Source organism: Pseudonocardia sp. (assembly GCF_035305885.1).
GTDB lineage: Bacteria > Actinomycetota > Actinomycetes > Mycobacteriales > Pseudonocardiaceae > Pseudonocardia.
In genome coordinates this window covers 23,278-41,900 of record NZ_DATGOP010000019.1, presented here as the reverse complement: position 1 = coordinate 41,900, position 18,623 = coordinate 23,278, and the positions used below count along the sequence as shown (strand labels likewise).

The following is an 18,623-nucleotide window of genomic DNA, read 5'->3' as shown; positions in this document are numbered from 1 at the left end:
CTTGTCGCGGGCCTCGGCGAGCTTGTCGAGGGTCTGGTTGAGGGCGTTGACGTAGGTCTGGTGGTGCTTGGAGTGGTGCAGCTGCATGATCTCGCCCGAGATGTGCGGGGCGAGGGCGCCGTAGTCGTAGGGCAGGTCGGGGAGGCGGTACTGGGCCATCAGGACTCCTCGCTCTCGCGGTGGGTGCAGCGAGATCCTGACCTTCTTGCCACTAATTCGCAACTGCAGGGAGCTGGCCATCGCACGCAGTTGCACGTACATTGCAACTACTCGTGGTTGGCGGTCGTTCTGGCAGCTCGACGTCGACAACGGGAGCGGGCCCGGCCGCACGGCCGGGCCCGCTCGCACGCTCCGCCTCGTGCGTCGAGCGCCTGCCGGAGGTAGGCCGTGGCCGGGGCGACGGCCGCGCCGGCGGCGCAACAGGTGGGCCATCTCGTAGCCGACGAGGAAACATCCGGGCGCCCGGAAGCGATCTTCATCGAAGGGGAGTCGGTGTCGGGGTACGCCGGGGGGGACGACATGGACATCTGGGCTGCGTGGCCGGGTCGGGCGGGGAACGGCAAGAAGGTCGGTCCGGCGCATCCGCACGAGCGCGATCCGGCGCTCACACCCGAGGAACGGCGCCGGTTCGCCGAGATCACCCGGGGATTCCACGCCGACGAGATCCCGGTGCCGCCCGCCCCGGCGGGGCTCCCGCCGCGGCTGGCCGGGGTCGGCCTGGCCCTGGTCGGCGCCACCGGTGTCCTCGCCGGGCTCGCCCGCGGCGACGCGGTCGTGCTGACGGTCGTCGGCGTCGTCCCCGTCGTGGCCGCCGCGGGGGTGCTCGTGTGGGCGCGGCGCCGCGGCCCGGTCGCGGCGACCGGTACGAAACTCGAGCGGCTGTGGCGGTGGCTCACCGCGTGACGGACCGGTCAGCGCAGCTTGCGGAAGAACGTACGCAGCTCGTCGACCAGCACGTCCGGTTGCTCCAGGGCCGCGAAGTGGCCGCCGACCGGCGGCTCGTTCCAGTGCCGCAGGTCGGTGTAGCGGCGCTCGACCCAGTGCCGCGGTGGACGCACCAGTTCGCGGGGGAACAGCGTGACCCCGGCGGGCACCGGCACCTCGTCCATCCGCCTGCGCTTGTAGCTCTCCCAGTACAGCCGGGCCGACGAGGCGCCGGCGTCGGGCAGCCAGTACAGCATGACGTTGTCGAGCAGCCGGTCGCGCGGGATGACGTTCTCCGGGTGGCCCGCGCAGTCGGTCCAGTCCCAGAACTTCTCGACGATCCACATGCACTGCCCGGACGGCGAGTCGGCGAGGCCGTAGCCGAGCGTCTGGGGGCGGGTCGACTGCTCGTGCGCGTAGCCCGCCCCGACCTTCATGAACGCCTTGCGGTCGGCGAGCGCCTGCTTCTCGGCCTCGGTGAGCGGCCGCGCCTCGTCGTCCGGTGGGGGCGCGGCCATCGGCATCGTGATGTGGATGCCGATGACGTTCTCGGGCGCCCCGGTGCCCAGCGCGGAGGTGATCGCCGCGCCCCAGTCGCCGCCGTGCGCGGCGTACCGGTCGTAGCCGAGCCGGTCCATCAGCTGGGCCCACGCGGTGGCGATCCGCTCCACCCCCCACCCGGGCACGGTCGGCTTGCCGCTGAAGCCGTACCCGGGCAGGGACGGGATCACCAGGTGGAACGCGTCGGCCGGGTCCGGGGGATCGGTGAGCGCCTCGACGATGCCGAGGAACTCCACGATCGAGCCCGGCCACCCGTGGGTGAGCAGCAGCGGGATCGCGCCCGTGTGCCGGGACCGCACGTGCAGGAAGTGCACGTCGACGGTGTCGTCGCCGCCGCCGTCGAGGCCCGTCCGGTACTGGGGCAATGCGTTGATCTCGGCCTCGCAGCGCCGCCAGTCGTACCGGTTCGCCCAGTGGTCGACCAGCTCGCGCGCGTAGTCCAGCGGCACGCCCTGCGCCCACCCCGGCACGGTCGCCGGATCGGGCCACCGGGTCCGGGCGAGCCGCTCGCGGAGGTCGTCCAGCTCGGACTCCGGGACCTCGATGCGGAACTCCCGCACTACAGCTGCACTCCCCGGGTCAGCGCCCCGTCGACCACCAGGTTCGTGCCGGTGATGAACGACGCCCGCGGGCTCGCGAGCATCGTGATCGCGTAGGCGACCTCCTGGTCGGTGCACATCCGGCCGGTCGGGTTGAGCGCGAGGGCCTTCGCGAAGAACTCCGGGTCGTTGCGTTCGATGTTCTGCCAGACCCCGCCCTCGAAGTAGACGTTGCCCGGCGAGACCGTGTTGGCCCGCACCTTCCCGGCGTTCTGGTAGGCCAGGCCGGCCATGTAGTGCACGAGCGCCGCCTTCATGGCGCCGTACGAGCCGGCGAAGAAGTCGACCTCCCGCCCGGACACGCTCGACACCGCGACCACGTTGCCGTCGTCGCTGCGCTCCAGGTGCGGCAGCGCGGCGTTGACCAGCCGCACGGTGTGCATGAGGTCGACCTCGAACTCGGCCCGCCAGCTCTCCTCGTCCTGGCCGGCCTTGATCGCGCTGACGTTGGCGATCGCGATGTCGATGCCGCCCCACCGCTCGGCGGTGGTGGACACCCACTCGGCGAGGGCGGGCGCGTCGGTGACGTCGAGCGCGGTGCCCGCGACCTCGTGCCCCGCGCCCCGCAACGCCTCCTCGGCCGACTTCACGTCCGCGTCGGTGCGGGCGCAGAAGGCCACCCGGGCCCCCTCACCGGCCAGCGACTCGACGATCGCGCGCCCGATCCCCTTCGTGCCTCCGGTGACGAGTGCGACCTTCCCGGCAAGTTGCAGATCCACTGACGGCGCTCCTTCAGCTCAGGGTGGCGGCCTGCTCGCGCAGGTGTCGGTGCATGCCGCCGAAGGCGTCGGCGGCGGGCAGGATCGATTTCTCGATCTTGGTGACGGCGCTGTAGTTCGTGTCGCACACGTTCGCGAGCGGGGAGCGGGAGACCTGGGTGAGCAGCTGGTAGGCGTCGAGCCGGTCGAGCCCGTACAGCTCGCCGAGCCAGGTGATCATGCCGACCTGGCTGGCGCGCCACGCGTCCTCCAGCGGGCGCGCCGACCCGACCACGACGTAGTCCTCGTCGTGCTCCAGCCGCGGCCACGCCGGGGCACCGCCCTTGATCAGCTCCACGATCAAGGTCACGTCCATCGCGCCCTCGACCGCGGTGCCGCAGCTCTCACCCTCGCCCTGGCGGTAGTGGCCGTCCCCCACGGAGAACAGCGCGCCCTCGACGTTCACGCCGAGGTAGCAGGTGGTGCCCGCGCGCATCTCGGGGGTGTCCATGTTGCCGCCGAAGGTGTCGGGCACGAGGCTCGAGCGCACCTCGCGCGCCGGCGGGGCCACCCCGACCGTGCCCAGCATCGGCGCGATCGGCAGCTCCAGGCTGAGCGAGCTGCGCTGCGCCTCGAACCGCACGACGCCGCGGGCGCGGTCCAGCTCGTAGATCCAGGTCTGCTCGGGCAACGGGTCGTTGAGCAGGGCGGTGCGGTCGGTGCCGGTCAGCGCGCCGAAGAACGGGATCGTCGACGACGCCGCCCAGTCCCGGGCCGGGGTGAGGTCGACGATGTGGATGGCGAGCGTGTCCCCCGGCTCGGCGCCCTCCACGTAGAAGGGACCGGTCTGCGGGTTGACCTCGGCCATGTTCAGCACCTCCGACGGCTTGTCGGTGGTGCGCTGCAGGCGGCCGGAGAAGGCGTCTTCCGTCCACAGCTTGAGCACCGTGCCCGGGGTGATCCGGTGGGTCGGGGCGACACCGCCGAAGGTCCAGGCGTACTGGTCGGGTCGGGGCCGGAACTCGAGGACGTCCACGCGGCCGATCGTGGGCCCCGCGGGGGAGGGGCGCAAGCCCCCGTCCGCCCCTCAGGCCCGCGCGTCAGCGGCGCTTCGGCTCGGGGGCGCCGAGCGCGCGTGAGATGCCGCGGGCGGCCGCCCGCACCACCGGGATGTAGGCGCGCGCGTCGGAGGTCTCGCTGGGCACCACCACCGACAGCGCCGCCACCACGTCGCCGCGCGGGCCGTGCACCGGCGCGGCGACCGACAGCGCGATCAGCTCGATCTGCCCGTCGCTCACGGCCACCCCGGTGCGCCGGACCTCGGCGAGCGCGCGCCGCAGCTCCTCGGGGTCGCACATCGTCTTCGACGTGTAGCGCTTCAGCGGGCCCGCGAGCACCTTTTCCTGCAGCTCCGGGTCGGCGTTGGCGAGCAGGACGAGGCCGACGCCGGTGGCGTGCAGCGGCAGTCGCCCGCCCACCCGGGTGATCACGTTGACCGCCCCGCGGCCGGAGATCCGCTCGACGAACACGACCTCCGTGCCGTCGAGCACCGCGAGCTGGACGTTCTGCTTCGTGACCTCGTAGAGGTCCTCGAGGAACGGCATCGCCGACTCGCGCAGCCCCAGCCCGCGCGGCGCGAGCGCACCGACCTCCCACAGCCGCAGCCCCACCCGGTAGCGCCCGTCGGCGCCCCGTTCGAGGGCTCCCCATTGGGCGAGCTCGCCGACGATGCGGTGGGTGGTCGTGAGGGGCAGGTCGGCCCGCCGCGAGAGCTCGGTGAGCCCCAGCTCGGGACGCTCGGCGCTGAACGCCGCGAGGACGCGCAGCACGCGTCCGGTCACCGTCTCCGCCACGGCGCGAAGTCTGCCGTGTGTCTTCCGCTCACCGGAAGGCGCGTCGAGGACGCGGCCCGCGTACGTCAGGCTTCCTGGCATGCGCACGCAGGTGGGGATCGTGGGAGCCGGGCCGGCCGGTCTGCTGCTCTCACACCTGCTGGCGCGGGCGGGCATCGACTCGGTGGTGCTCGAGACGCGCAGCAGGCAGTACGTGGAACAGCGGGTCCGGGCCGGGGTGCTGGAGCACCCCACCGTCGAGTTGCTGCGCGAGGTCGGCCTCGCCGAACGGCTCGACCGGGAGGGCATGTTCCACGAGGGCGTCTCCCTGCGCTTCCAGGGCGTGGACCACCGCATCGACTTCATGGACCTGGTCGGTCGGGGGATCACCGTCTACGGGCAGCAGGAGGTGGTGAAGGACCTCATCGCCCGGCGCCTCGCCGACGGCGGCGACCTGCGCTTCGAGGTCTCCGACGTCGCGCTCGACGGGCTCGCCGACGCGCCGGTGATCTCCTACACCGACCCGTCCGGGGTGCGCCAGGAGCTGCGTTGCGACGTCGTCGCGGGCTGCGACGGCTTCCACGGGATCAGCCGGGCCGCGTACGCGCCGGAGGTGTACGACCGCGAGTACCCCTACGCCTGGCTCGGGATCCTCGCCAAGGCGGCGCCGACGCAGCACGAGCTCGCGTACGCCAACCACCCCAACGGGTTCGCGCTCTACTCGATGCGCAGCCCGGAGATCACCCGGCTCTACCTGCAGGTGCCGCCGGACACCGACCTCGCCGACTGGCCCGACCACCGGATCTGGGAGGAGCTCGCCACCCGGCTCGCCGCCGACGGCTTCACCCTCAACGAGGGGCCGATCCTGGAGAAGGGCGTCACCGGCATGCGCAGCTTCGTCGCCGAGCCGATGCGCCACGGGCGGCTGTTCCTCGCCGGCGACGCCGCGCACATCGTGCCGCCCACCGGGGCGAAGGGCATGAACCTCGCCATCGCCGACGTGCGGGTGCTCGCCGAGGCGCTCACCGACTACTTCGCCTCCGGCGACGAGGCCGGCCTCGACGCCTACTCCGACACCTGCCTACGCCGCGTCTGGCGGGCGGAGCACTTCTCGTGGTGGATGACGTCGATGCTGCACAACGCGCCGGACGGCGACGCGTTCACCCGCAAGCTCCAGCTCGCGCAGCTGCGCTACACCGTGGCCTCCCGGGCCGCGGCCACCAGCCTCGCCGAGAACTACACCGGGCTACCTCACCGAGGAGGAATCGCATGACGCTCGCCCATCCCGCCGGCTACCGCCCGGCCCCGCCGGGCAACCACCCGCCGCTGGACTACCCGGGCTACAAGAGCACCTCGCTGCGGCACCCCTCGAAGCCGCCGATCGTGCTTCCGCACCGGCTCACGGAGGTCACCGGCCCGCTGCTCACCGCGGGCCACGACGACCTGATCGGCCCGAACGACAACGACCTCACCGCCCAGCACGCGGGCGAGCCGATCGGCCAGCGGATCATCGTGTTCGGGCGGGTGCTCGACAGCGACGGCAGGCCCGTGCCCGACACGCTCGTCGAGGTGTGGCAGGCCAACGCGTCCGGCCGCTACGCGCACAAGGCCGACAACTGGCCGGGCGCGCTCGACCCCAACTTCACCGGCGGTGGGCGGGTGCTCACCAACTCCAAGGGCGAGTACTCGTTCACCACCATCAAGCCCGGCGCCTACCCGTGGGGCAACCACCACAACGCCTGGCGGCCCGCGCACATCCACTTCTCGCTCTTCGGCCAGGCCTTCACCCAGCGGCTCGTCACGCAGATGTACTTCCCGGACGACCCGCTGTTCGGCCAGGACCCGATCTTCAACTCGGTTCCGGACCCGAAGGCCCGCCAGCGCATGATCGCGACCTTCGACCTGGAGGCGACCCGGCCGGAGTGGGCGCTCGCCTACCGCTGGGACATCGTGCTGCGCGGCCGCGAGCAGACCCCGTTCGAGGAGCCCCATGAGTGACCTGATCACCCCGTCGCAGACCGTCGGGCCGTTCCTGGCCCTCGGGCTGACCTGGCCCACGGGCTACCTCGTCGTCCCGGAGGACACCCCGGGCGCCATCCGGATCACCGGCCGGGTGCTCGACGGCGCGGGCGCGCCGGTCCCCGACGGTGTGGTCGAGACGTGGCAGGCCGACGCCGACGGTCGCTTCGACCACCCCGACGACCCGCGCGGCCGGACGAACTCCGGTTTCTGCGGGTTCGGCCGCTGCAACACCGACGACGAGGGCCGCTACCAGATCGTCACGATCAAGCCGGGGGCGATCGGCGACGGGCAGGCGCCGCACATCGACGTGACGATCCTCGCCCGCGGCCTGCTGCACCACCTCAACACCCGCATCTACTTCCCGGACGAGGCCGAGGCCAACGCCGCCGACCCGCTGCTCGCGTCGCTGCCGCCGGAGCGCGCCGCCACGTTGGTGGCCCAGCCGGCCGGCGACGGCGAGCTGCGGTTCGACATCCGCCTGCAGGGCGACGACGAGACGGTCTTCCTCCAGCTCTGAGCCGGGTCCCGCCCGTACTGCAGGAAAGCCACATTCATGAACGTGGGCTTCGTGAATGTGGCTTTCCTGCAACCGGGGCCCGGGCTACAGCCAGCCGTTCTCCTCCGCGATGCGGGCGGCCTCCGCGCGGTTGGCGGCGCCGGTCTTGCCGATCACCGACGACAGGTGGTTGCGGACCGTGCCGCTCGACAGGTGCACGGCGCGGGCGATGTCGGCCACGCTCGCCCCGTCCCGGGCGGCACGCAGCACCTCCCGCTCCCGCTCGGTGAGGGGGCTGACGCCGCGGGCCAGCGACTCCGCGGCGAGGCCGGGGTCGACCACCCGCAGCCCGGCGTGGACCCGGCGGATGGCCTCCACGAGCTGCTCCGGCGGCGAGTCCTTCACCACGAATCCCACGGCGCCCGCGGCCATCGCACGGGCGAAGTAGCCCGGCCTGCCGAACGTCGTGCACATGACGATGCGGCAGCCCGGGAGCGCGGCGTGCACCTGCGCCGCCGCGGTCAGCCCGTCGGTGCCGGGCATCTGCACGTCCAGCAGGGCCACGTCGGGCCGGGTGCGGCGGGCGGCCGCGAGGACCTCGTCGCCGTCGCCGACCTCGGCCACCACCTCGATGTCCGGCTCGAGGTCGAGCATCGCCGCCAGCGCGCCGCGCACGAGCGCCTGGTCGTCGGCGAGGAGCACCCGGATCATCACGCCTCCGCACGCAGGCGGAACCCCCTGCCGGGCAGGGGTTCCGCGGTCAGCCGGCCGCCCACCGCGGCCATCCGTTCCGCGAGCCCGGCGAGCCCGCTGCCGGCGCGGGCTCCGTCGGGCGTCCGGCCGTCGTCGCGGATCTCCAGGCAGCGCGGGCCGAGCCGGACCTCGCAGCGGGTGGCGCCGCTGTGCCGGATCACGTTCGTGATCCCCTCGCGCAGCACGTACGCGAACGGCTCGCGCAGCTCCTCGGCGACCCCGTCGACGGCCTGGGGGAGCACCGCGCTGATGTCGGCGGCGCGCAGCGCCTCGTGGGCGCCTGCGAGCTCGGCGGCGAGCGACGGGCGCCGGTAGCCCGACACCGTGGCGCGGATCTCCGCGAGCGCCTGGCGGGAGAGCTGCTCGGCGTCGCGCATCTCGGCGATCGCCCGGTCCTTCTCGCCGCCGCTCTCCAGCACCCGCCTGGCCAACCCGGTCTTCACGGTGATCGTGGTGAGGCTGTGGCCGAGCACGTCGTGCAGGTCCCTGGCCAGCCGGGACCGCTCGTCGGCCACCGCGAGCGCGCGGATGCGGTCCTGCGCGGCGCGCAGCTGGTTGACCGTGCGGATCAGCTGCGTGACGGTCACCAGGGCGGCGGTCAGCATGAGCATCAGGAACGTCTCGCGCCAGTCGATCGCGCCGTCCACCGCCCAGGTCGCGGCCATGACCGCGAGGGCGGTGAGCACGCCGAGCGCGACGCCCCACGCCAGCGGCAGCAGGATGATCCCGGCGGCCACCGCGTAGGACAGCATCGCGAGGTCGCTGGGGTCGCCGGTCACCAGCGCAAAAGCGCTTCCCGCCGCGTACAGCCAGCCGACGGCGAGGACCCGACCGGCCCGGTCGCGCAGCGGGCCGAGGTACAGCGTGAGCAGGTAGCTCGCGGCGTACCCGCCGCCGACGGCGACCAGCGCGACGCGGGTGCCCGGCGCCGCCGTGGCCCACTCCTGCACGACGCTGCGCACCAGGAACGCGAGGAACGCCGCGGCCGCGCCCGCGGTGCGCAGCCGGACCCGGCGGGTGGCGGCCGGGTCCTCCGGGGTCCAGATCGGCCATTCCCGCAGGTCGACCCGGTGCTCGGCGCTCACGTCCCCCGACCCTACGACCGCGCGGGGCGGCGCCGCTTGGCCGTGGCGAGCGTCCACGCCACCAGTGCCCCGATCGTGGCGAAGCGCAGCAGCTGCGACAGCCCGGCCGCGAGGTCGACCGGCAGCGTGTAGGCGACCACCACCCGGGCCGCCGCCTCGACCAGCAGCCCCACGCCCCAGCCGGCGGTCAGCAGCACGAACGTCCACCGGAAGCCCGGCGACTCGCGCCAGAGCCGGTCGAGCTCGGAGCGGGCGTGCGGCTGGAACCGCACCGCGGCGTGCCAGACCAGAGGGCGGCCGAACCGGCACGTCGCGAGGAAGATCAGCCCGGCCACCGCCGTGCTGAACGACTCCTTCGCCACCAGGAACCGGGCGTCGCCGGTGAGCAGCGCGAACCCCAGCCCCACCCCGAACTCGGCCAGCATGAACACGGCGAACCCGTCGAGGCGGCCTGCGCGCAGCCACACGTACAGCACCCGTGCCCCCGCGGTCAGGGTGCCGCCGAGCAGCGCCACGTACGGCGAGGCGCCCAGCGCACGCAAGCCGTAGTAGGCCACCAGCGCGAGCCCGACGTCCCAGAAGAGGCCCAGGAACGTCGACCCGCGGGGCGCGGTCGGGGCGGGCGGTCGGTCGATCGGCCGCGTCGTATCCGGTGTCGTATTCGGTGTCGTGCTCGCTGTCGTGCTCGGTTCCATGCCCGAAGCGTCCGGCGCGCGGCCTCCCGGCGACCACGACGGCGGTCACGAGATGACCATGACATCTGTCAGGGCGCGGTCCGTCACACCCGGGCGATGACGCTGCGCGCACAGCGTTCGCACGGGTGAGGGACAGCTGATCCCCCACGGCGGATGAAATAACGGGGGCCGACGCCGGAACGGCCGGAGGGGACGTGGTGGAGATGGTGAGCGCGGTGGTCGCGCCGATCGGACTGCGACCGCGGCACCCGCTGTTCCTGCAGGTCGCGCGCTACGTGATGGTCGGCGGGCTTGGTACCGCGGTCAACGCGTGCGCCTTCCTGCTGCTGCGCACGGCGGGCCTGGAGGCGGTGCCCGCCAACCTCGTCGCGCTGCTGGTGAGCACCGCGGTGAGCACGGAGGCGAACCGGCGGTTCACCTTCGGGGGAGCGGCCGTGCACCGCTGGCGCGTCCGGGTGCAGATCGGCGGCACCGTGCTGTTCTACGCCTGCTACGGCTCGGCCGTGCTGCTGGCGCTCGGGCTGGTCGTCGACGCGCCGACCCCGGTCGAGCAGGCCGCCGCGCTCGCCGTGGCCAGCGTCCTCGGCGGCGCGGGGCGGTTCCTGGTGATGCGCAACTGGGTGTTCGGCCCCGGCGCCGTCGCCACCGAGCCGGACCCGGCGCGACGTGGCACGGTGGCCCGATGGCACGAACGACTCTGAGCCGGACGGTCGCGGCGGCCCTCGCGGGCGCGGCCCTGCTGCTCACCGCCGGCTCCTGCGAGGGCGAGGACGGCGACGACGGGGAGGGCGGCGCGGGCGTCGTCCAGCAGGACGACGGTGACGGGGACGACGACTGATCGACCGGCGAAGCCGTCCGCCGCGATCTAGGTTCGAAGACCATGACCGCCACCCAGTCCCGATCCGACGCCTTCGAACGCGAGCCGGTCGCGCTCACCGAGCGCATCACCTCCGACGGTTCGTCGCCGTGGCCGGTCGAGCCTGGCCGGTACCGGCTGATCGTCGCGCGCGCCTGCCCCTGGGCGAACCGCAGCGTGATCGTCCGGCGGCTGCTCGGGCTCGAGCCCGTCCTGTCGATGGGCATCGCCGGCCCGCTGCACGACGAGCGCAGCTGGCGGTTCCACAACGACCCCGACAACCGCGACCCCGTCCTCGGCATCGAGTACCTGCGCGAGGCCTACGAGGCCGCCGACCCGGACTACGACGGCGGGGTGACCGTCCCGACCGTCGTCGAGATCGCCACCGGCAAGGCGGTGACCAACAACTTCCAGCAGCTCACCCTCGACTTCGAGACCCAGTGGCGCGCCTACCACCGCGAGGGCGCCCCCGACCTGTACCCGGAGGAGCACCGGGCCGAGATCGACGAGATCAACGAGGTCGTCTACCACGACGTCAACAACGGCGTGTACAAGTGCGGCTTCGCGGGGAGCCAGGCCGCCTACGAGGAGGCCTACCGGGCGCTCTTCGCGCGCCTCGACGCGCTGTCCGAGCGGCTCGCCACCCGCCGCTACCTCGTCGGGGACACCATCACCGAGGCCGACATCCGGCTGTGGGTCACGCTCGTGCGGTTCGACGCCGTCTACCACGGTCACTTCAAGTGCAACCGGCAGAAGCTCACCGAGATGCCGGTGCTGTGGGCCTACGCGCGCGACCTGTTCCAGACCCCCGGCTTCGGCGACACGATCGACTTCGAGCAGATCAAGCAGCACTACTACGGGGTGCACAAGCAGATCAACCCGTCCGGGATCGTCCCCCTCGGCCCCGACCCGCGCGGCTGGCTCACCCCGCACGGGCGCGAGGAGCTGGGCGGGCGGCCGTTCGGCGACGGCACCCCGCCCGGCCCGCCGCCCGAGAACGAGCGGGTGCCGCCGATCGGTTGACCCGCTCGGGCCGGCGCCGACCACGCTCCGGCGCGGAGGAGGATGGGCCGGGATGACGTTTCGCAAGTCGCTCGCGGTGGCCGTCGGCCTCCTCGCCGGGCTGGTGGTGGCCGGTGCCCCCGCCGCAGCGGCGCCCGCCCCGCCACCCCCGCCGCTGACCGGCGAGCACCTCGGCCCCGACCGGCTGCCGCGCTGCGCCGACGTGGTGGCGGCGCTGTCGCCGCGGGACAAGCTGGCCCAGCGGCTCATGGTGGGCGTCGACGCGGCGAACCCGCGCACGACCGCCGAGAACGTCCGCGCCACCCAGGTCGGCGGGATCTTCATCGGCGGCAACGCCACCGCGCTGCTCACCGACCAGGCGCTGCGCGGGGTCCAGGCCATGTCCCGCATCCCGCTCGCCGTGGCCGTCGACGACGAGGGCGGGCGCGTCCAGCGCATCGACACCCTCGACGGGGAACTGCCCAGCGCCCGTGCGATGGCCCGCACCCGTACCCCCGAACAGGTGCGCGCGCTCGGCGAGGAGCGCGGGCGGCAGCAGCTCGCGCGCGGCATCACGATGAACCTCGCCCCGACCGTCGACGTCACCGGCCGCTCGGCCGCCATCGGGGACCGTTCCTTCGGCGACGACCCGGACGTCGTCGCCCGCTACGCGGCCGCGTTCGCCGAGGGCCAGCGGGCCGCGGGCGTCACCACCGTCCTCAAGCACTTCCCGGGGCACGGGCGGGCGAACGGGGACTCGCACAAGGGCCGCGTCACCACCCCGCCGATCGCCGACATGCGCGCGACGGACCTGCGCCCCTACGCGGAGCTGCTCGGCCCCGGCGGCCCGCTGGCCGACGGGCGCACCGGCGTTCTCGTGGGGCACCTGGACGTCCCTGGCCTGACCGGGGACCTGCCCAGCTCACTCGCGCCCGAGGTGTACGCGCTGCTGCGCGGCGAGATCGGGTTCGACGGCCTGGTGCTCACCGACGACCTCGGTGCGATGGACGCCATCACCGACCAGTTCACGCTCCCCGAGGCCGTCGAGCGGGCCCTCGCCGCAGGCGCCGACATGGCCCTGTGGACCAGCGGCGGCCGCATCACCCCGGTGCTCGACCACCTGGAGCGGGCCGGGCTCGACCCCGCCGCGACCGACGCCGCCGTCACGCGGGTGCTGCGCACGAAGCGCGTGTGCTCCTGACAACCCCGGCGAGTCGCGCTCCGGGTGTGGACGAGTCGCGCTCCGGGTGTCGGCGAGTCGCGGTACGGGTGTGGGCGAGTCGCGGGCTCGGTGCGGGTGAGTCGCGCTGTGGGTGCGGTCCGTGGGGCGGGGCCGGCCGGACCGAGGACGAACCGGCCCGGCCGCCCGCTTCTGCGAACGGGGCACGCCACGGCGACATCGCAGGCAGCCCGCGACCCGCCGACACCGAGCCCGCGACTCGCCGACACCGAGCCCGCGACTCGCGGACACCGAGCCCGCGACTCGCCCGCACTCAGCCCGCGACTCGCGCGCGCCCGGAGCGCGACTCGCCGGGGTGGGGTCAGCGGCGGGTGCCGGTCTTCTCCATCCCCCGCCGCACGGCGTCGACGAGGTAGGGGCGCAGCCCGGTGGCCGGGACGATCACGTCCACCGACCCGACCCGCTGGGCCCGCTCCACGCTGTGGACGGCGTCGAACTCGTCGGCCACCTTGCCGAGCACCTCCGCCCGCACGCCGGGGCGCAGGGCGGCGAGCTCGTTGGTCAGCCGGGCGGCCTCCTCCTCGTCGCCGTTCTGCCGGGCCTCGGCGATCCGCGCCTCCAGGGCGGCGATCCGCGGGTCGGCCGCCGTGCGCTTGTTGACCTCCCCGGCGAACACGACCGCGGCGGCGGGCGCGCCGCCGATCACCGACGCGTACGACCCCTCGACGGCGGCGACCTCCATGTTGTCGTTGAGGGTGCCGCTGAACACCACGAACGCGCCGCCGTGGTAGCGGGACACCACGCAGAACACGATCGGGCCGTCGAAGTTGACGACCGCCCGCCCGATCTCGGCGCCGTACTCCAGCTGGAGCAGGCGCAGCGACTCGGGGGAGCCGTCGAAGCCGGAGAGGTTCGCGAGGATCACCAACGGCCGGTTGCCGCTCGCGGCGTTGATCGCCCGCGCCATCTTCTTCGACGACTTCGGGAACAGCGTGCCCGCCGTGAACGTCGTCGGCCCGTCCATCGGCAGCGGCCCGCGCCGGGGCAGCGGCCGGGACTCGACGCCGATCAGGCAGATCGGCTGCCCACCCAGGTGCGCGTCGAACACGACGACGCTCTCGGCGTCCATCATGTCGACCCAGCGTTCGAGCGGGGCGTGGTCGGCGTCGGCCACCGCGCGCAGCAGCGAGCGGATGTCGAACGGCTTCTTCCGCTCCGGGTTGGCGGTGAAGATCTCCCCGACGGTCGTGAAGTCGCAGCCGGGGCCGGAGTGCGGCGAGCTCGAGATGTCGCGGTCGACCGGGTCGCTGGTCGGCGCGGGCCGCGGGAACCGCTCGCCGGGCGCGCGGTAGGTGTGCTCGTAGTGGGCGAGCAGGACGTCGATCGCGCCGGACAGGTCCGGGGCCCAGTACTGGGCCTGCCCGTTCGGCCCCATGATCCGGTCGTACCCGCCGATGCCGAAGTTGTCCTCGGCCGACACCCCGCCGGAGTAGTCCATCGCCTGCTTGCCGGTGAGCACCATCGCGCTGTCCGGCGTCATCACCAGGATGCCCTTGGTGTGCATGAGCATCGTGGCCTCGGCGTTCCAGTACGGCTGGGCGCCGACGTTGATGCCGGTGACGACGACGTTGATCTCGCCGCCTTCTTGCGTGAACTCGACGATCCCGCGCAGCGCCCGCGCGATCCAGTCCATGTTCTCCACACCGGAGTCCATGGCGATCTTCGCGCCGGCCGACACCGAGAACCACTCGATCGGCGCGTCCAGCCGCCGCGCCAACTCGATGGCGGCGAGGACGCGGGCGCACTCCGGTTCGGCGAGCGCGCCGAGGGCCTTGGTCGGGTCGCCGAGGAGCACGACGCGGGTCATGCCCTCCGGGTGACGCTTCGTGCGCGTGGTGACGGTGCCGAGCACGATGTTGGCGGTGTTCTGCCCCGGCGGCCGCTCGACGGCGACGGGCGCGCCGTCGGGCCCGAGGTCGTACTCGGTGAACGTGCCGGCCGGCCCGCCGCGGTCGGGGTTGCGCGTGAGCATCGGCACCAGCTCGTACGGGTAGATGGTGCCGCGCCTGCGGGCCCGGATCACCTTCTGCGCGTACGCGTCGAGCTCGCGCATCGGCTCCGTGGGCGGCTCGGTGACCTGCACGGTGAGCCCGGCGCCCGGCGGGCGCGACATCCGCAGCAGGTATTCGCGCGGCTCGCCCGATCCGTCGCCGACGTGGCGGAACTGGACGAGCACCTGCTCCAGCCCCAGCCCGACCGTGCGCGGGGCGAGCAGGTGGACCGCCGAGTCGAGCTCCTCGAGCGGCACGTCGACGACCGGCCAGACGTAGAGCAGGACCCGGTTCCAGTCCAGCCGCGCGTCCTCGCGGTTGGCCGCCCGGGCCGACCGGATGGCGTCGAGGCAGGAGTCGAGCACCTGCTCGAGCTGGGGCAGCGCGCGGATGCGTCCTTTCCCGTCCTCGCCGTTGCGCAGCACGGTGAGCTCGCGGACGTCCGACATCGCGACGAGCCGCTTGTCGTCGGGCACGTTGCGCCCGACCGCGCGGAACAGGTGGACGTCGATCGGCGAGGCCAGGCGGGTGAGCTCGAAGTCGGCGAGCCGCCACAGGCCGAGCCGCTCGGCGACCATCGGGTGCAGGCCGCGCAGCGTGCGGTCCTCCACCGGGCGGCGGTCCGGGCCGGCCTTGAACGTGAACCACGCCGACCGCTCGTCGCCGTGCGGGCGGCGCACGGCCACCGCGACCCGGGCGAGGCGTTCGGGCAGCCGCCCGAGCATCGAGCGGATCTTCTCCGACGACCGCTCCGGGTCGGAGTCGGGCGCTTCGCCCGCGATGACGTAGAGGTCGAGCAGCACCGTGGCGTCCTCGGGGAGCGAGGCGATGAGCCGCCGCAGGTCGCCCTGGACGGTCATCGGCTCACCCCACGGCGGCGCGTCGGGCGCGGTGTGCACGGTGGTGGCGAGCACGGTGTACTCGCGGCCGCCGTGCTCGTAGGTGGTCGAGAGCAGCGGGCGGCCGCCGCGGTCGGTCACGCGCAGGTCGCGCAGGGTGCGGATGCGGTAGTACCGCCGCGTCATCACCTCGAGCATCGCCGCGTGGTGCTGTGCGCCGAACACCCCGAGGATGGGCTCGCCCGCGGACACGATCCGGTCGATCTGGCGGGCCCGCTCCGCGGGGTCGTCCGAGAGCCGGTCGAGCTCGGCGCGCACCTCGGCCTGGCCCGCCGCGCGCTCCGCCGCGATGAGCGGGGCGTCGAACAGCGTGTAGCGCACGCGCCGGGCGAGGCCGCCGACCACCGGGTGGCGCAGCTGGGTGGCGGTGACGAGGCGGTCCAGGACGCGCTGGTAGTCGGCGCGCGCGGACTCCGGCAGCGAGTCGGGGTGCGACAGCCGCCACTCCAGCAGCGCCAGCACCACCGGCACGTGCGCGCTGGCCCGGCGGTGGGCGAGGAACATCCGGTACAGGGCGCTGTGCAGCGTGTCGGCCGCGACCGGGTCCGACGGCGTCAGGTCCGGCACCCCGTAGTGCCCGAGCGCCCGGCGCAGCTTCGCGCGGAACGACTCCGGCAGGCCCTCGGCGTCGGCGTCGCGCGAGCGCAGGAACGCGTAGAGGTACTCCTGGGGGTTGCGCGCCTCCTCCCCCGAGGGGTCGACGGGGGCGGTCTCGTCCTCGGGCCCGCGCCGGTTGCGGGAAAGCGCGCAGAGGTCGGCGAAGATGCGCAGCACGGCGATCTCGCCCGCGAGCACGCCCGGGTCGTCGGGCGGCAGCTCGGCGCGCGCGGCGGAGAGCGCGGCGAGCAGCGGCTGGGCGTCGCGCTCGTCGATGTCGTAGCCCAGAACGAGGAACTGCAGCGACCGCAGCGCGTCGGCGGCCCGCGCGGCCGCGTCGGCGCCGGTGACGGGCGGACACGACAGCTCGGCGAAGTTCGCCCGCTCGCCGCCCGCCGCGGGGCCCGCGTCGCCCTCCGGTTCGAGCCGGATGAGCTTGGTGCCCCCGTCGACCTGGGTGTTCGGCGCGACCAGCACCTCGCGCACCCGCCCGGAGACGGGCGCCCGCAGCGCCGTCTCCAGCTTCATGCTCTCCACGACCGCCACGACGTCGCCCGCCTCGACCGCGTCGCCCGGCGCCACCGGGATCGAGACGATCATCGCGGGGGCCGGGGCCCGGACGAGGCCCGCCTCGCCGCCGGAGATCCGGTGCACCGCACCGTCGACCTCGACGAGGAAGTCCGGGCCCTGCGGCACCGAGAGCACGTGGTACGAGCGGCCCGCGACGGTGAGCTTGCGCTCGAACCGCCCGGTGCGCTCGACGTCGACGTCGACGGCCTTGCCGTCCAGCTCGACGTGGTAGCGGGTGCCGCGGGACTGGGCGACGCGCAGCCGGTACGACTCGCCCGCGGCGCGCACGTCGACCTGGTACCAGGTCTCGTGCCCGACCTCGGGCCGCCCGCGCTCGGCGGAGGCGAACAGCCGCTCACGCTGGCGCGCCACGTGCGCGTCCTGCGCCTCGACCGCCGTGGCCAGCAGGGCGACGTCGAGCCGCCGCGGCGGCTCGTACCCACCCGCCATCATCGTGTCGAGCCAGGTGGTGTCGAGCTCGCCCGAGCGGACCTCGGGGCGGTCGAGCAGGTCGAGCAGGAAGGCCTTGTTGGTGGTGCCGCCGTCGACCACGGCCGCGGTCTGCTTGAGCGCGCGGTGCAGGCGGGCGCGCGCCTCGTCGCGGTCGCGGCCCCACGCGATCACTTTGGCGATCATCGAGTCGAACTGCGGCGGGATGACGTCGCCCGTCGCGACTCCGGTGTCGACGCGGATGCCGGGGCCGCTGGGCAGCGCGAGGTGCTCGATCCGGCCGGGTGCGGGGGCGAAGCCCTGCTCGGGGTCCTCCGCGGTGAGGCGGGCCTCGATCGCGTGCCCGCGCGCGGGCGGGGCGGACGGCGCGATGTCGGCGAGCCGTCCGCCCGCGGCGACGTGCAGCTGCAGCTTGACGATGTCGATGCCGGTGGTGGCCTCGGTGACCGGGTGCTCCACCTGCAGGCGGGTGTTGACCTCGAGGAACGACAGCAGCCGCTCGTTCGGCTCGTACAGGAACTCCACGGTGCCCGCGTTGACGTAGCCGGCTGCCTTCACCAGCCGCGCGGCGGACGAGCGCAGCAGCTCCTCCTGCTCGGCGTCGAGCGCGGTGGAGGCCGACTCCTCGATCACCTTCTGGTTGCGCCGCTGCACCGAGCAGTCGCGCACGCCGAGCGTCCACACGTCACCGGTGGCGTCGGCGACGACCTGCACCTCGACGTGGCGGCCACCGGGGATGGCCCGCTCGAGGAACACGGTGGCGTCCCCGGCCGTCTTCGACGCCTCCGACACCGCCCGCTCGAACGCCTCGTCCAGCTGGTCGGGGGAGTCGACGCGGCGGATGCCGCGCCCGCCGCCGCCCGCCGTCGCCTTGATCATGAGCGGGTAGCCGATGCGTTCGGCGTGCTCGCGCGCGGCGGCGAGGTCGGCGACCGGCCCGCCGCTCCACGCGGCCATGGGCACGCCGACCTCCTGGGCGAGCAGCTTCGAGGCGATCTTGTCCCCGAGCCGCTCCATCACCTCCGGCGACGGGCCGACGAACACGATCCCGAGCTCGCGGCACAGCCGGGCGAAGTCGGCCTTCTCCGACACGAAGCCCCAGCCGGGCCAGACCGCGTCGGCCCTCGCGACGCGCAGCGCCCGCTCCAGCTCGGTGTAGTCGAGGTAGGGGCTGGTGGCGAACGCCTGCTCCGGGTCCTCGGGGCCGATCAGCACCGCCTCGTCGGCCTCGCGGACGAACATGGCGTTCCGGTCGACGGCGGTGTGGAGCGCGATCGTGGTGAGCGGAGCCGCGCCGTTCCGGTCGGCCAGCTCGACGTTCCACTCCCGCACCGCGTGGATGAGGCGCATGGC

At 73.8% G+C, this 18,623-nt stretch carries 16 protein-coding genes and 1 pseudogene; 8 read left to right on the top strand and 9 right to left on the bottom strand.

The window, feature by feature from the left end; translation table 11 throughout:
* Window positions 1-159, bottom strand: a pseudogene (locus VKZ81_RS03235) (superoxide dismutase); the annotation flags it as partial.
* A gap of 360 nt (window positions 160-519) precedes the next feature.
* On the opposite strand from VKZ81_RS03235, the gene VKZ81_RS03230 reads away from it, so the two are divergent.
* Window positions 520-903 (top strand): hypothetical protein, encoded by a 384-nt coding sequence (locus tag VKZ81_RS03230; RefSeq protein WP_324239873.1) that lies wholly within the window; start codon window positions 520-522, stop codon window positions 901-903.
* Between the two features lie 8 nt (window positions 904-911).
* Here VKZ81_RS03230 and VKZ81_RS03225 read toward each other — a convergent pair whose 3' ends face one another.
* From VKZ81_RS03225 to VKZ81_RS03210, 4 genes are all read right to left on the bottom strand, one after another.
* The gene (locus VKZ81_RS03225; RefSeq protein WP_324239872.1) at window positions 912-2,045 is read right to left on the bottom strand and encodes an epoxide hydrolase family protein; all 1,134 of its coding nucleotides are present in this window, start codon (window positions 2,043-2,045) and stop codon (window positions 912-914) included.
* Window positions 2,045-2,803 (bottom strand): SDR family NAD(P)-dependent oxidoreductase, encoded by a 759-nt coding sequence (locus VKZ81_RS03220; protein WP_324239871.1) that lies wholly within the window; start codon window positions 2,801-2,803, stop codon window positions 2,045-2,047. The genes VKZ81_RS03225 and VKZ81_RS03220 overlap by 1 nt, the downstream gene beginning before the upstream one ends.
* Window positions 2,804-2,816: 13 nt before the next feature.
* Complete coding sequence (locus VKZ81_RS03215) at window positions 2,817-3,818, bottom strand: acetamidase/formamidase family protein (protein ID WP_324239870.1); 1,002 nt, start codon at window positions 3,816-3,818, stop codon at window positions 2,817-2,819.
* Window positions 3,819-3,882: 64 nt separating this feature from the next.
* Window positions 3,883-4,635, bottom strand: a complete 753-nt coding sequence (locus VKZ81_RS03210; RefSeq protein WP_324239869.1) for an IclR family transcriptional regulator — start codon at window positions 4,633-4,635, stop codon at window positions 3,883-3,885.
* Window positions 4,636-4,714: 79 nt separating this feature from the next.
* Here VKZ81_RS03210 and VKZ81_RS03205 point away from each other — a divergent pair, with 79 nt between their 5' ends.
* The 3 genes from VKZ81_RS03205 to pcaG are packed head-to-tail and all read left to right on the top strand — an operon-like array spanning window position 4,715 to window position 7,153.
* Entirely contained in the window at window positions 4,715-5,887 is a 1,173-nt protein-coding gene (locus VKZ81_RS03205) for a 4-hydroxybenzoate 3-monooxygenase (RefSeq protein ID WP_324239868.1), read from the top strand.
* A complete protein-coding gene (gene pcaH, locus VKZ81_RS03200; protein ID WP_324239867.1) occupies window positions 5,884-6,612 on the top strand; it encodes a protocatechuate 3,4-dioxygenase subunit beta in 729 nt (242 codons plus the stop codon). Before VKZ81_RS03205 ends, pcaH begins: the two co-directional genes overlap by 4 nt.
* The gene (pcaG, locus tag VKZ81_RS03195) at window positions 6,605-7,153 is read left to right on the top strand and encodes a protocatechuate 3,4-dioxygenase subunit alpha (RefSeq protein ID WP_324239866.1); all 549 of its coding nucleotides are present in this window, start codon (window positions 6,605-6,607) and stop codon (window positions 7,151-7,153) included. The genes pcaH and pcaG overlap by 8 nt, the downstream gene beginning before the upstream one ends.
* Window positions 7,154-7,237: 84 nt before the next feature.
* Here pcaG and VKZ81_RS03190 read toward each other — a convergent pair whose 3' ends face one another.
* Genes VKZ81_RS03190 through VKZ81_RS03180 form a run of 3 tightly spaced genes read right to left on the bottom strand, consistent with a single transcriptional unit; the run spans window position 7,238 to window position 9,665 of the window.
* Window positions 7,238-7,843, bottom strand: a complete 606-nt coding sequence (locus VKZ81_RS03190; RefSeq protein ID WP_324239865.1) for a response regulator transcription factor — start codon at window positions 7,841-7,843, stop codon at window positions 7,238-7,240.
* Window positions 7,843-8,970 (bottom strand): sensor histidine kinase, encoded by a 1,128-nt coding sequence (locus tag VKZ81_RS03185; RefSeq protein WP_324239864.1) that lies wholly within the window; start codon window positions 8,968-8,970, stop codon window positions 7,843-7,845. Before VKZ81_RS03185 ends, VKZ81_RS03190 begins: the two co-directional genes overlap by 1 nt.
* 11 nt (window positions 8,971-8,981) lie before the next feature.
* Window positions 8,982-9,665 carry a VC0807 family protein gene (locus tag VKZ81_RS03180; RefSeq protein ID WP_324239863.1) on the bottom strand — a complete coding sequence of 228 codons (684 nt, stop codon included), beginning with the start codon at window positions 9,663-9,665 and terminating at the stop codon, window positions 8,982-8,984.
* A gap of 203 nt (window positions 9,666-9,868) precedes the next feature.
* On the opposite strand from VKZ81_RS03180, the gene VKZ81_RS03175 reads away from it, so the two are divergent.
* Genes VKZ81_RS03175 through VKZ81_RS03160 form a run of 4 tightly spaced genes read left to right on the top strand, consistent with a single transcriptional unit; the run spans window position 9,869 to window position 12,724 of the window.
* The gene (locus VKZ81_RS03175; RefSeq protein ID WP_324239875.1) at window positions 9,869-10,366 is read left to right on the top strand and encodes a GtrA family protein; all 498 of its coding nucleotides are present in this window, start codon (window positions 9,869-9,871) and stop codon (window positions 10,364-10,366) included.
* Window positions 10,348-10,503, top strand: coding sequence for a hypothetical protein (locus VKZ81_RS03170; protein WP_324239862.1), 156 nt, complete (start codon window positions 10,348-10,350; stop codon window positions 10,501-10,503). The genes VKZ81_RS03175 and VKZ81_RS03170 overlap by 19 nt, the downstream gene beginning before the upstream one ends.
* Before the next feature lie 42 nt (window positions 10,504-10,545).
* Window positions 10,546-11,544 (top strand): glutathione S-transferase family protein, encoded by a 999-nt coding sequence (locus tag VKZ81_RS03165; protein WP_324239861.1) that lies wholly within the window; start codon window positions 10,546-10,548, stop codon window positions 11,542-11,544.
* 52 nt (window positions 11,545-11,596) lie between these two features.
* Complete coding sequence (locus VKZ81_RS03160) at window positions 11,597-12,724, top strand: glycoside hydrolase family 3 N-terminal domain-containing protein (protein ID WP_324239860.1); 1,128 nt, start codon at window positions 11,597-11,599, stop codon at window positions 12,722-12,724.
* 340 nt (window positions 12,725-13,064) lie between these two features.
* Here VKZ81_RS03160 and VKZ81_RS03155 read toward each other — a convergent pair whose 3' ends face one another.
* Window positions 13,065-18,620 carry an ATP-binding protein gene (locus VKZ81_RS03155; protein WP_414709322.1) on the bottom strand — a complete coding sequence of 1,852 codons (5,556 nt, stop codon included), beginning with the start codon at window positions 18,618-18,620 and terminating at the stop codon, window positions 13,065-13,067.
* Window positions 18,621-18,623: the final 3 nt, after the last annotated feature.